This is a genomic window from Shewanella mytili (assembly GCF_046765975.1).
In the GTDB taxonomy this organism is placed as follows: domain Bacteria; phylum Pseudomonadota; class Gammaproteobacteria; order Enterobacterales; family Shewanellaceae; genus Shewanella; species Shewanella mytili.
Genome location: NZ_JBKOUD010000002.1, coordinates 260816 through 273835 on the forward strand (window position 1 = coordinate 260816; position 13020 = coordinate 273835).

11 protein-coding genes and 1 riboswitch are annotated in these 13020 nt (G+C 53.0%); of the genes, 10 read left to right on the forward strand and 1 reads right to left on the reverse strand.

Annotation, left to right across the window (positions count from 1 at the left end):
- Positions 1-3 precede the first annotated feature (3 nt).
- Both ACIDEJ_RS03895 and katB read left to right on the forward strand, forming a co-directional pair.
- Complete coding sequence (locus ACIDEJ_RS03895) at positions 4-462, forward strand: PaaI family thioesterase (RefSeq protein ID WP_411986785.1); 459 nt, start codon at positions 4-6, stop codon at positions 460-462.
- A gap of 327 nt (positions 463-789) precedes the next feature.
- Positions 790-2250 (forward strand): catalase KatB, encoded by a 1461-nt coding sequence (gene katB / locus ACIDEJ_RS03900; protein WP_411986786.1) that lies wholly within the window; start codon positions 790-792, stop codon positions 2248-2250.
- Between the two features lie 53 nt (positions 2251-2303).
- On the opposite strand, the gene ACIDEJ_RS03905 is transcribed toward katB, so the two are convergent.
- Positions 2304-2861 carry a TMEM165/GDT1 family protein gene (locus ACIDEJ_RS03905; RefSeq protein ID WP_411986787.1) on the reverse strand — a complete coding sequence of 186 codons (558 nt, stop codon included), beginning with the start codon at positions 2859-2861 and terminating at the stop codon, positions 2304-2306.
- 83 nt (positions 2862-2944) lie between these two features.
- Positions 2945-3043, reverse strand: a riboswitch (yybP-ykoY riboswitch).
- Positions 3044-3308: 265 nt separating this feature from the next.
- On the opposite strand from ACIDEJ_RS03905, the gene ACIDEJ_RS03910 reads away from it, so the two are divergent.
- From ACIDEJ_RS03910 to ACIDEJ_RS03945, 8 genes are all read left to right on the forward strand, one after another.
- Positions 3309-4496 carry an amino acid permease gene (locus ACIDEJ_RS03910; RefSeq protein WP_411986788.1) on the forward strand — a complete coding sequence of 396 codons (1188 nt, stop codon included), beginning with the start codon at positions 3309-3311 and terminating at the stop codon, positions 4494-4496.
- A gap of 173 nt (positions 4497-4669) precedes the next feature.
- Positions 4670-6826 (forward strand): S46 family peptidase, encoded by a 2157-nt coding sequence (locus ACIDEJ_RS03915; RefSeq protein ID WP_411986789.1) that lies wholly within the window; start codon positions 4670-4672, stop codon positions 6824-6826.
- A gap of 274 nt (positions 6827-7100) precedes the next feature.
- Positions 7101-7838 carry a DUF481 domain-containing protein gene (locus ACIDEJ_RS03920; RefSeq protein ID WP_411986790.1) on the forward strand — a complete coding sequence of 246 codons (738 nt, stop codon included), beginning with the start codon at positions 7101-7103 and terminating at the stop codon, positions 7836-7838.
- 222 nt (positions 7839-8060) lie between these two features.
- Complete coding sequence (gene nhaD / locus ACIDEJ_RS03925; RefSeq protein ID WP_411986791.1) at positions 8061-9515, forward strand: sodium:proton antiporter NhaD; 1455 nt, start codon at positions 8061-8063, stop codon at positions 9513-9515.
- 162 nt (positions 9516-9677) lie between these two features.
- A complete protein-coding gene (locus ACIDEJ_RS03930) occupies positions 9678-10109 on the forward strand; it encodes a winged helix-turn-helix domain-containing protein (protein ID WP_411986792.1) in 432 nt (143 codons plus the stop codon).
- A 353-nt stretch (positions 10110-10462) separates the two neighbouring features.
- Positions 10463-10954, forward strand: coding sequence for a hypothetical protein (locus ACIDEJ_RS03935; RefSeq protein ID WP_411986793.1), 492 nt, complete (start codon positions 10463-10465; stop codon positions 10952-10954).
- Entirely contained in the window at positions 10947-11447 is a 501-nt protein-coding gene (locus ACIDEJ_RS03940; RefSeq protein ID WP_411986794.1) for a hypothetical protein, read from the forward strand. The genes ACIDEJ_RS03935 and ACIDEJ_RS03940 overlap by 8 nt, the downstream gene beginning before the upstream one ends.
- Before the next feature lie 91 nt (positions 11448-11538).
- The gene (locus tag ACIDEJ_RS03945) at positions 11539-12999 is read left to right on the forward strand and encodes a hypothetical protein (protein ID WP_411986795.1); all 1461 of its coding nucleotides are present in this window, start codon (positions 11539-11541) and stop codon (positions 12997-12999) included.
- Positions 13000-13020 lie beyond the last annotated feature (21 nt).

Sequence of the window (13020 nt, forward strand, 5' to 3'; positions counted from 1 at the left end):
CATATGAGTATCTGGTTTAAAGAGATCACGCTTGAAGACTGTGCCCGGCTGGATGGCGGCCTTGGCGGCAAAGGCACGTTGATGCAAACCCTGGGGATTAAAATCACCGAAATCGGCGAGGATTATCTGGTGGCCACCATGCCGGCATCACCGGCCATTCACAACCCCATCGGTATGGTTCATGGCGGGGCCAATGTGGTATTGGCAGAAACCGTTGCCAGTTATGCCGCCAATTTTGCGGTGGATTTTGATCACTTTTACTGTGTGGGCCAGGAGATTAACGCCAACCATATCCGTGCTGCCCGCAATGGTGAAATCAAGGCGGTGGCCAAGCCGTTTCATTTGGGCAAACGCACCTCCGTATGGGATATCCGCATTTACAATGCCGCCGGGGATCTGACCTGCATCTCCCGGATGACCGCTGCCGTGGTGCGCCGCCCGGACAGTAAAAACGCGCTGTAAATACCGCTTGGCGTACTTGTCAAAAGCAGCATTCGGCTGCTTTTGTTATTTCTGGCTGTGGCAATTCATCATGTCGTCGTGCAGCGGCGCGTTTGCCGACTAACCTTACTGGGTCAGCGTGCAGGTGTTGTGGTGTTGCCTGTGCCATTTTTAATCCTTTTTATGAATCATTGTAATTCATTTTAATCGCTTTAATGATTTTTTGGCTTTGCCTATCATCAATCCAACGCCTGAGTACCGACCCTCTGTTTAAGGAGTGCAACATGGCCACAATCGTTGACTTGATTGAACTTTGGTTACACCAGAAGAAATCGTAAGGAGCACAAGATGACCCAGCATTACATAACCAGCCAAAACGGTGCCCCCGTGGCAGATGATCAAAATTCGCTGTCAGCCGGTGAGCGTGGCCCGCTGTTGTTACAGGATTTTCACCTGATTGAAAAACTGGCGCACTTTAACCGGGAGCGCATTCCTGAGCGTATCGTGCATGCCAAAGGCACCGGCGTATACGGTACCTTTACCCTGACCCAGGATCTCAGCCAGTACACCATTGCCGACCACTTTAGCGGTGCGGGCAAGCAAACTGAAGTGTTCGTGCGTTTTTCCACCGTGGGCGGCGAGGCCGGCTCTGCCGATGCCGAGCGTGACCCTCGCGGGTTTGCGGTGCGCTTTTACACTGAGCGGGGCAACCATGACATTGTGGGCAATAACACCCCGACGTTTTTCCTGCGTGACGGCATCAAATTCCCCGACTTTATCCATACCCAAAAACGCAACCCTCACACCAACCTCAAAGATCCCCAGGCCATGTGGGACTTCTGGGCGCTCAATCCTGAATCCATGCATCAGGTCACCGTGCTGATGTCAGACCGCGGGATCCCCGCCAACTACCGGCAAATGCACGGTTATGGCTCGCACACCTATTCACTGTGGAATGCCAAGGGAGAACGTTTCTGGGTGAAGTTCCATTTCAAGAGCGAGCAGGGCATTGCCAATCTCACCGAAGATCAGGCCGCCATCATCAAAGGCATTGACCCGGATCATGCCCAGCGGGACATGGTGGCCGCCATTGGCGATGCCAATTTCCCCCGCTGGAAACTGCAGGTGCAAATCATGCCGGAAGCGGATGCCAATGATTACCATATCAACCCGTTTGATTTGACCAAGGTGTGGCCGCACAAGGATTATCCCCTGATTGAAGTGGGTATTTTAGAGCTGAACCGCTTGCCGCAAAACTACTTTGCCGAAGTGGAGCAGGCCGCGTTTGCCCCCAGCAACATGGTGCCCGGCATTGGCGCTTCACCGGATAAAATGCTGCAGGCCCGCTTGTTTGCCTATGCCGATGCGCAGCGTTACCGGGTGGGCGCCAACTACAATCAGTTGCCGGTAAACTGCCCCCATGCCACCAGCGCTAACCATCATCAGCGCGCCGGGGCCATGGCGGGCACCCAGTGTCCGTATCACCATAGCCAGAGCGGTGCCGATGGCAGTGCCAACTACGGGCCCAACTCCAGTGCGAATGCCCTGCAGGATGCCAGTGAATTCCGCGAGCCGCCGTTGCGCCTGGCCGGGGAAGCCGACCGCTACAGCCGTTATGATCAGGACGATTACACCCAGGCCGGTAACCTGTACCGCCTGTTCAGTGAAGAGGAAAAAACGCGGCTCATCAGCAATATCTGTGGCACCCTGAAACAGGCCAGTGATGATGTGCAGCAGCGGATGATTGCCCACTTCACCAAGGCCGATGCGGATTACGGTGCACGGGTAAAACGTCAGTTACAGGCGTAAGCAATGTTGCCCCATGCTGGCGTGTGCCACATGGGGCAACGGTTTTTCACCCATCAATACCACAACAGGGTTGCAAGGCCCAACAGTGAAAACAGCAGGGCGCAAATGCGCTGGATAAGCCGCACTGGCAGCTTGCCGCCGCCCATGGAACCTGCCATGACCACCGGCACATTGGCCAGCAAAATTCCCAGTGTGGTGCCCAGCACCACTAAGGTCAGCGCCTGGAACTTGGCCGCCAGCACCACAGTGGAAATCTGGGTTTTATCCCCCATCTCCGCCAGAAAAAACAGCACGAAAGTCGCCAGAAACGGCCCGTAACGGTAAAAACGGCTGTCTTCATCATCGGCTTTGTCCGGCACCAGCATCCATAAGGCAATGGCAAAAAAACTGGCGGCAATCAGATAGCGTGCCATGGTGGGGGTCAGCCAGGCGATGGTCCAATGCCCCAGCCAGGCCGCCAACAGATGATTGGCCAGGGTGGAGAGTAAAATCCCGGTGATGATGGCGGTTTTTTGTCTGAAACGGGCCGCCAGCAACAGCGCCAGCAGTTGGGTCTTGTCACCTATTTCAGCGATGCAAACCGTAAGGGCAGAAGTGAAAAGCGCTTCCAAACGTGATTCCTCAGGGTGATGGGCAACCGGGCACAACACGCCATTCACCCTTGTAAAATGGTGCGCTGTGCTCAGGTCTTGCCAGGCAAGGAATACTTGCTGCATTCACCATGGCATGTGGCCAAGTTTGTTGATGAATGCTCCCGCATGCTGCGAGTCGGCTACTCCCCCGAGAACTAGAGAGGTGCCCATTATAGCCAGCCAAAAGTCAGCCTCAACTGCCAATTGCAGATTATTTGTATAATTGCGGATATTTTTTGAGATTTTAATAGTAAATCTGTTCTTGCCCGGGGCAAACAGCTCTGATACTGTCAAAAGCGTGTCGATTTTTCGGAAACTGCATCCGCATATCTGATTGCTGTTCCACGTACTCTACCTGCGTACCTGCTGTTCATTGTGGAAAATCCGGCCGACAGAAAAATAACAACGACAGACAGGATCTATTGCGTGAATCTCAAAATAGTTGGATCGATTGCAATCGTTGCCGGCACCGCTATCGGTGCGGGCATGTTGGCGCTGCCACTGGCTACCGCCGCCATGGGGTTAATCCCGGCCTTGTTGCTGATGCTGGTGGTTTGGGCTATTTCGGCCTATACCGCCCTGCTGATGCTGGAAGTGAATCTGCGCTCAGGCATTGGCGACAATCTGCACCTTATTACCGGCAAATCCCTGGGGAGCAAAGGGCAGATTGTGCAGAGCCTGTCTTTTCTCAGTCTGTTGTTTGCCCTCACGGCTGCCTATCTTACCGGTGGTGCGGATCTGTTGGCGCTGAAAGCCAAGGCCTGGTTTGACATTGAGCTGAGCAATCAAACGGCGGTATTGCTGTTTACCTTTGTGCTGGGCGGATTTGCCGCGCTGGGCGTGCACTGGATTGATAAAATCTCCCGGGCGCTGTTTTCGACCATGATAGTGTTGCTGGCATTGGTGCTGGTGTTCCTGTTGCCGGAGGTCAGCCTTGATGCCCTGGCGCAGCGGGCCGCCACCAACTCCCTGACCGCCGTATGGCTAAGCGCCATTCCGGTGGTGGTCACCTCTTTTGGCTTTCATGTGTGCATTGCCACACTGGTGCGGTATCTGGACGGTGATGTGCCCACGTTACGCCGGGTGTTGCTAATCGGCTCCACCATTCCCCTGTTTTGCTACGTATTGTGGTTATTGGTGACGCTGGGCACGGTAGGCGGCGAGGCCATTGCCGGTTTTAACGGCTCTTTATCCAGACTCATCAGCGCGTTGCAGGAAATATCTTCCCAGCCGCTCATCAGCAAGGTGATTGGCCTCTTTGCCGATTTGGCGCTTGTCACCTCGTTCCTTGGGGTAACCATGAGCCTGTTTGATTTCAACGCCGAGCTTATCCGCGCCAGCAATACTGTCAGTGGCCGGATACAAACCTGGTTGCTGACCTTTATGCCACCGCTGGTCTGTGCGTTGTTTGTGCCCGAGGGATTTATTGCCCTACTGGGTTTTGCCGCCGTGCCATTGGTGGTGATTACCGTATTTTTGCCGGTACTGATTGCCCTTAAACAGCGGGCTGAGCGGCATGATGGCTATCAGGTTGCCGGGGGGAATTTCACCCTGGGATTGCTGTTGCTATTGGGCGGGGCGATTATTGGCGCCCAACTGTACGTGGCCATTTAACGGGAGCGGGCTTTCGCGAGTTTGTAAGCGAGTTTTTCCAGATGCAGTGCCTTGTAAGAGAGTTTTTCAGAAGGCGGCGGTACTGTTATGTTTGTGTTAGAGTCGGGCCTAGCCCGACTTTTTTGTTTTGTATCCGGGTAACGATGAAACTTTATCCAAAGGAACTGAAACTCATGCGAAAATTACTTATCGCTGGTGCTGTGCTTGCCAGCTTTGCCGCCCATGCAGATGAGGGGATGTGGCAACCTTACCAGCTACCGGCGATGGCGGATGTGCTGAAAGCCAAAGGACTGGAAATCAAGCCGGAATCCATCTCAAAACTCACCGAATTTCCCATGAATGCGGTTATCAGCCTTGGGGGCTGTACCGCATCTTTTGTTTCGCCAAAAGGGCTGGTGGTGACTAACCATCACTGCGCCTACGGCTCGGTGCAGTACAACTCTACAGCGGAAAAAAACCTGTTGCAGGACGGCTTTTTGGCTCATTCCATACAGGAAGAGCTGCCAGCCGCACCAGGCTCCAGGGTTTATGTGACCGAGTCTGTCACCAATGTGACCGACAAGGTGAACCAGCATACCGCCAAACGGGAGGGTGCCGATTTTTACCAAGCGGTGGAAATGGCGGAAAAAAGCATGGTGGCCGAGTGTGAACAGGCAGACGGTTATCGTTGCCAGGTGTACAGTTTTCATGGCGGGCTGGAATATTATCTGGTGAAACAGCTGGAAATCCGCGATGTCCGTCTGGTGTATAACCCGGCGCTGAGCGTGGGCAAATACGGCGGCGACATTGATAACTGGATGTGGCCTCGCCATACCGGTGATTTCTCCTTCTATCGCGCCTATGTGGGCAAAAACGGCCAGCCGGCGGATTACAGCAAAGACAACGTGCCCTACCAGCCAAAAAGCTTCCTGAAAGTGTCGGCAAAAGGCGTGAGCGACGGTGATTTTGTGATGGTTGCCGGTTACCCCGGGCGCACCAACCGTTATCGCACTGCCGAAGAAGTGGAAAACCAGTTTGAGTATTACTATCCCGCCGCCAAAGAGATGCGGGAAACGCTGATCAATATCATCCGTGATACCTCCAAAGAGGGCAGCGAAGCCCGCATCAAGTACGAAAGCACCCTAGCCGGGCTTGCCAACTACGCCAAAAACTTCACCTCCATGATTGAGTTTTATGGCAAATCCACCATGCTGAGCGACAAAAAGGCCCAGGCAACCGCCCTGAACCAATGGATTGATGCCGACAAACAGCGCCAGCAGCAGTACGGTAAGGTATTGCAGCAGCTCGACACCCTGGTGAAACAGGGGCAAGAGCATCAGCAGCGGGATCTGATTTTGGGCTATCTGGGTTACACCACCATGCTGCCCACCGCCGAGCGCTTGTTGCGTCTGGCCCATGAAAAACAACTGCCCGACATGGAACGGGAACCCGGCTACCAGCAGCGGGACATGAACCGCTTTACTTCCAGTCTGGAACGTATTGACCGGCGTTACGATGCCGGCGTGGATAAAGCCATGACCCTGGAACTGCTGAAACGCTATGCAGCCTTGCCCACAGGGCAGCGCTTGCCGGCACTGGACAAGTTTTTCGCCATCGGTAACCAGCTGGATGTGAAAAAACTGCAGCAGCAATTGGACAAGATGTATGCCGCCACCCAACTGGCAGACAAAAGCGTGCGTCTTGGCTGGCTGGAAAAATCCGTAGCCGATTTTGAAAACGCCAAGGATCCGATGATCCGCTTTGCGGTGGCCATGTACGACACCAAGCGCCAGTTGCGGGAGGCGGATAAACAGCTGGGCGGACAGCTGATGAAGGTTCGTCCCCAGTATATGGCGGCCATCATTGCCTATTACCACAGCCTGGGCAAACCCGTGTATGCGGATGCCAACTCCAGCCTGCGGGTAACCTACGGCAATGTGAAGGGTTACTCCCCTAAAGACGGTTTGTATGCCGTGCCGTTTACCCGTTTGCAGGGGATCAGCCAGAAAGACACTGGCGTGGAGCCGTTTGATGCGCCCAAAGCCGAGCTGAAACTCATCAAGGATAAGGCTTACGGCGATTTCTATGTGAAATCCCTGGATTCCGTACCGGTGAATTTCCTCTCAACCGTGGATACCACTGGCGGCAACTCTGGCTCACCCACCCTCAATGGCCGCGCCGAACTGGTGGGACTGCTGTTTGACGGGGTTTATGAAAGCATCATCGGTGACTGGAACTACGATGACAACATCAATCGCTCCATCCATGTGGACAGCCGCTACATGCTGTGGGTGATGAAGTATCTGGATCATGCCGATAACCTGCTGGATGAAATGGTGATCACTCACTAACGTCTGACAGCCTATGGCAGACAAGCCCCGCAACGGCGTATCCCGGCGGGGCTTTTTTACAGGTTATATCGGTAACATCCTCGGGGCATGAGTAATGGGTTGGCCTTGCTTGGGCGGGTTGCTGGCCATGAGAAGTGACAACCTTTTACCGTACGCTTACCAAATATTAACAGCAGGCAGAAAAATGCCGTTTACTTCACATTTTTTGTCTCGGAGTGTTAAGATCCGGCCGATTTTTAACGGCTATATATCTGCTTTGTAATTGGAGAATCATATGAAATCACTGCTCGGAATAGCAGCGTTGTTGGCTATTGCCCCCTGCACCCAGGCGGCCTCCGACTTTGTGAAGGGCGATGACACCTTCGCCGGTGACGCGGAGTTAGGGGCAACCGTAACCACTGGTAATACCCAGACCACTTCGGTAAAAGGGCGCCTGGCCATGAAACATGAACTGGGCAACTGGGAAAACCTGTATCTGCTTGAAGGTCTTTATAAGGACGATACCAAAGTGGTGACTGCCAAGCGTTATCTGGGCAGTGTGCAGGGCAACTACCGTTTTGGCGATCGCAGCTACATGTTTGCCACCGGTGCCTATGAAGTTGACCCATTCACCGGTTATGACTACAAATTCAATACCGCGGCCGGTTACGGTTATCGCCTGTATCAGGGCAATAACAGTTTTCTGGACGGTGAGTTCGGTCCCGGCTACCAGTATCGTCGCCTGGACAATGAACAGCAGCAGGATTTGGGCTACACCTCCGAGTCCAACTGGGTGGCGCACGGTGTGCTGAAATATGAACTGGGCATCAGTGAAACATCCAAATTCCAGCAGATGCTGGTGGCCGATTATGGTGATACACTGGACGCTCGTTCCGAAACTTCCATTACCGCAAACATTATCGGCGCCCTGTCGATGAAATTTGCCGTGATTGTGCGTTACAACAGCGATCCACTGGATGATAAAAACAGTACCGATACAGAAACCAACATGACATTGTTGTACTCATTCTGATTTGCGTGCTTGTTTTGTGATCAATCAAAAGGCACCTTCGGGTGCCTTTGTGATCCCAGTCCCAGCATGGAATTATGACAACAAAAAACAGTTGATCGCATAGCCAGATGTCAGATTATCGGCTATGCCGAGTTACCAGATGTTTGCTGATCTCCCATCATGCCGGCTCCGGGACTATGGTAGTTTCTAATAAAAAAATCCCTTCCTTAATGAGAGCTAAAAATGAAGTTGAAGCATATGTACCGAGGACCTGCAGCCGTTCTGGCGTGCTTGCTGGCCATGGTTTCTCCCGCCGTATTGGCAGGTACTGAAGCTGAGGCACAGTTATCACTGACCCAATCTGGTGTAGGTTATTTTGCAGTGGCTATTTTCGTCCTGGCGTATGTCATGGTGATGATGGAAGAGAAACTGCACATTCGAAAATCCAAACCCGTGATTGTGGCCGCGGGTCTTATCTGGGGTGTTATCGGATTTGTATACACCCAACACGGCATGCCCCATATGGCAGAAACCGTGTTCAAGGAAGACCTGCAAGAATATGCCGAGCTGTTCCTGTTCTTGCTGGCCGCCATGACCTATATCAATGCCATGGAGGAGCGCCGGCTGTTTGATGCCCTGCGCGCCTGGATGGTGGGTAAAGGTTTTACCTTGCGACAGGTGTTCTGGATTACCGGTTTTCTGGCCTTCTTTATTTCACCCATCGCCGACAACCTTACCACCGCGTTGCTGATGTGCGCCGTGGTGATGAAAATGGCCGGAGACGATAAGCGCTTTATCACCGTTGCCTGCATTAACATTGTGGTTGCTGCCAATGCCGGCGGCGCGTTCAGCCCGTTTGGCGACATCACAACGTTAATGGTATGGCAAAAAGGGGTGATTGAGTTTACCGAATTCTTTGCGCTGTTCATTCCGTCGCTGGTCAACTTCCTGGTGCCTGCGGTGATCATGAGTTTCTTCATTTCCAATCACGGCAGTGATGCCATGGTGGAAAAAGTGCATATGAAACCCGGTGCCCGCCGCATTGTGGCCTTGTTCCTGTTCACCATCACCCTGGCCGTTTGTGCCCACTCTTTCATGGGCATGCCGCCGGTACTGGGGATGATGACCGGTCTTGGGCTGCTGCAATGCTTTGGCTTCTACCTGCGCCACAACTTTGACAAGTCAGTGGCCCGCATCCGTAAAGAAGCCGAAATGGCCCATGATGCACGCCGCTTGGCCAACGTGGGAGAAATGGTGCCCTTTGATGTGTTCTCCCGCATTGCCCGGGCGGAATGGGATACCCTGCTGTTTTTCTATGGCGTGATCATGTGTGTGGGCGGCCTTGGCTTTATTGGCTATCTGTCCATGGCATCAGAAGCCATGTACGGCCATTGGGATCCCACCTATGCCAACGTTGCCGTTGGGGTGTTGTCATCCATTGTGGACAACATTCCGGTGATGTTTGCCGTGTTGACCATGAATCCGGCCATGTCCGACGGCCAATGGTTGCTGGTCACCATGACCGCCGGTGTGGGGGGCAGCCTGCTGTCCATCGGGAGTGCCGCCGGGGTGGCGCTGATGGGGCAAGCCCGTGGCATTTACACCTTTGGCGCCCATCTGCGCTGGACACCGGTGATTGCACTGGGCTATATCGCCAGCATTGTGGTGCACCGCCTGTTGAACAGTAACCTGTTTTAACGGCAACAGTGTTGTCAAAACGTGTGCCGGGCGGGACACCCGGCCACAAAAGATGAGAATGGATCACATTTCTGATTAAAACCTATGGTGCTGTGCGGGAAACCGCAGATCCGGCTCCATAGGTTTTTTATAATCACCTGCGTAAGTTTGAACAGGTGATCTATGCAACTCGGCAACTATTGGTATTGTGCACAACAAGGTGAACTCCGCTCGCTGTCCGGTGACGATTGTCAGCGCTTGGGACTAGCGGAAAAGCGGCTGTTACTGGCGTTGTTACCGCACCGGGACAAAGTGGTGTCCCGCTACCAGTTATTGCAGGGACTGGGATGCAACAATGAACGTTTGCTGGAGCGGGGCATTGCCCGTTTACGGCAAAAACTGGGGGATCACCGGGGGCAACTGCTTGAGCAGGTGGCATGCGAAGGCTTCATTTTGCACCAGCGTTCACAACCCAGGCTCAGCAGCGGCCGTTTTGGCGGATTGCATATGGCCTGGCATCATTACTGTACCATCATCTTGATGACACTCCTGGCCGTGGCGTTTATCTGGCATCACCTGCCGCTGGAATATGGCTGTCTGGTGCTCAGCTGTTAAGCTGTCCACTGATGAAAAGCGGCGGTTTCAGATCGCCATAATGACGGTATGCCGATGGTGGACACAAGCGTTTTTCGCGCCATGACCTAAGGGGCTTTTTACCGACATGTTCATGCCGCGCATGTTCAATACTTTCTTTACTTTTCTTAATACTCTTTAATAATCCTTCCTTTACAGTAATGAATCTGCAAATTTCACTCCTAATCTTTGCTGTAGATCACTATTTGGTAATTTTCTGACAAAGTGCGGTGATTTCCGGTTATGGCGATCACAGTCCCGTGGATATTCTGTGCTTATACTGAGCGGTGTTGGTAAATGCCTGTGCCATTTACCTGTTCTCGAACATTTTATTGATGATGGAAACGGTCCCTAAATTCATGCTCAACTCAGCATCACAACCATCCAAATATCTGTTGGGTGGCCCGGTTAACCCCGCTCCCCGGCTGTTGGGGGTGGTGCTGTTGCTGTTGCTGATGCTGGGGGTGAGTGTTTACTTCATCAAGAAGTTTCCGGTCAGCGACGCTGTGGTGCCACTGGCGGAGCAAGTGGTTACCTTGCAGTCAGGCCAGCAGGTGCAGGTGTTGCTGTTTGCCAATTCAAGGGTGAATAACCACTTGTTGCAGGCCACGGCTGACATTGTGTCTTCCGCATTGATGCAGTGCCGCCAGACCCCCTGGCAGCAGGCTTATCTGACCATCTCCCACGAAAAGCAAATTCTGAATATCACGCTTGCCGGTGAACGTAACGGACAACTGGCGCTGCGCAATATCAAGGCTGGAGACCGAGGACGACAGATGGGCTTTATCAATCAACAATGGCTGCAGGGGATTCATTTCTGTGACTAAGCTATGGCCATGGCTGTTGCTGGTGTTACTGGCACTGCTGGCGTTTGTTAACGTCTATCATGGCAGCCAGCAAAAACCTCGTCAGCTACTGCTCAATTGCAGTGTGGAGCTGTACGATCACGATACTGAGCAGCAAACGCCTTTTTACCTGTTACTGGATTTACAGGCAGCAGGCCATGATGCCCTGATTAATTACCGCTATTTTCATACCGATGGCACGCCAGCAGGCAGCGTGTTGATGCGCGGCCGCATTACCCGTGGCGCGGCTGGCAGCAATTACAAAATCGTGGTCAGCGACAAAGAGGAGCAGCAGGGCAAGGGCAATCTGCCGGAGCACATGCAGTACCTGTCTTACATCAGCAGCTTGAACCTGAATAACCATGGTACCCACACCATGACGCTGGAAGTGCTGGACACCAATGATGCACAGCATTATGCCGTGGTGCGGGTGCAACCCGATAACGGCGTGTATGGTTGCCGTATCCAGCAATAGCCTTTCCATCTGAGGCGAACTCGCTATTTTTCTTAAAAATCATTAAGCTAGCGTAATTGTTTTATCGCTTTTTTGAGGAGACTCAGCGGGCGTGTCCAAATTACGTATCAAGCAGGAAGAACAGCTATCCATTAAATTCAGTCACTTGCTGGGCGTTGGTGAGCGGCGCAAGCTGGATCTGTATTTTTCATTGCCAAAAGAGATGGGCATTGGCCCCCAGAGCCTGAACGAGGAAGAGTATTATTTCAGCGCCATTTTAGGACGCCGTTCCTACTATTGCGAAGGATTGCACCTGCCTTTGGTGCAGTCACGCTTTGTCAGCCAGAAAAAACGCACGCTGGAAGAATACCGGCTATACATGAACCTGTTTGCCTACCAGTTTGTGGTGGCCATGGAAAATGATGCCAAGGAGCTGTCCAGGCAAAGTGACGCCGAGACGTTTTTCCATGATTTAAATGAGCTGACCGTACACTGCGCCACCTTGATGCGGCGCTTTCGCCGCAATGTGCCCGCCGATGCCAACTGGAAACATTATTTTGACAGCGCGGATAATTACTTGTCCTGGTTTTGCGAACAACAGCTGCTGAAATTGCTGGCCAACGCTCCCCCATGCCGCGAGCAGCAACATGTGCGGGACAAGGTGCTGTCATTGTGTCATCTGGAGCGGCATCACCGGATAAGCCATAAATACAACGCTTCACAGACCATGAAAGAGCCCAACCGCATTGCCAACAAAATGCTGTTGTTGCGGCGGTTGATCCAGCAAGGGGTTGTGCTTAAAGAGGAGCTGAAACCCTTAGGGGTGGGGTTGAAAAAGCTCACCACCGGCGTGGCTACCGCGCTGGTGATGCTGGTGGTGTCATCCCTTATCATTAAGGCTCAGGGGGTGTTTGACGGGGTGACCATGATGATGGTGCTGGTGCTGGCGCTCATTTACGGTGCCCGTGAAATTTTCAAGGATGATGTGCGCAATGTGATGTGGCGTTATGTACAGCGCGGCCGCCCCCGTTGGAGCCGAATGCTGCGGGACACCACCAATCAGAATCTCATTGCCAAACAGTTGGTTTGGCTTGAATTCATGCGGCAAAAGGATTTGCCTGTCGCCGTGCAGGACATTTTGCGCCAGCGCCACAGCCAGAACAAGGTGGAAGCCGAAGTGCTGCACTATGGTATCGACACCAAAGTGGAGGATACGGAGTTTCTCTCCGGCTACAACACCATTCAGGAGCAGGTGGTGTTCAGTCTGGTGCCGTTTGTGCGTTATCTGGAGCGGGGCAAGGATAAAATCTACTCGGAAAACCAGGGTGAAATCACCGCCGAAACCGTTGAGCGCCGCTACCAGGTTAATCTGGTGGTGGCTTGCCGTCAGGAAAAACAGCCTACCCAGTATGCCCGCTTCAAAATCACCCTGAACCGCTCAAAAATAGTGGATGTCAGCCTGAGTGACATCCCTGACAACCTGCCGATGATTGATGACCTGGTGGATGAAAAATCCCAGTTGGCCGCCACCACTAGGCTGGATAACAGCACCACGCCCAATTTGGAGGGCTAGTGTGTTCGTCCTCGGTATAGT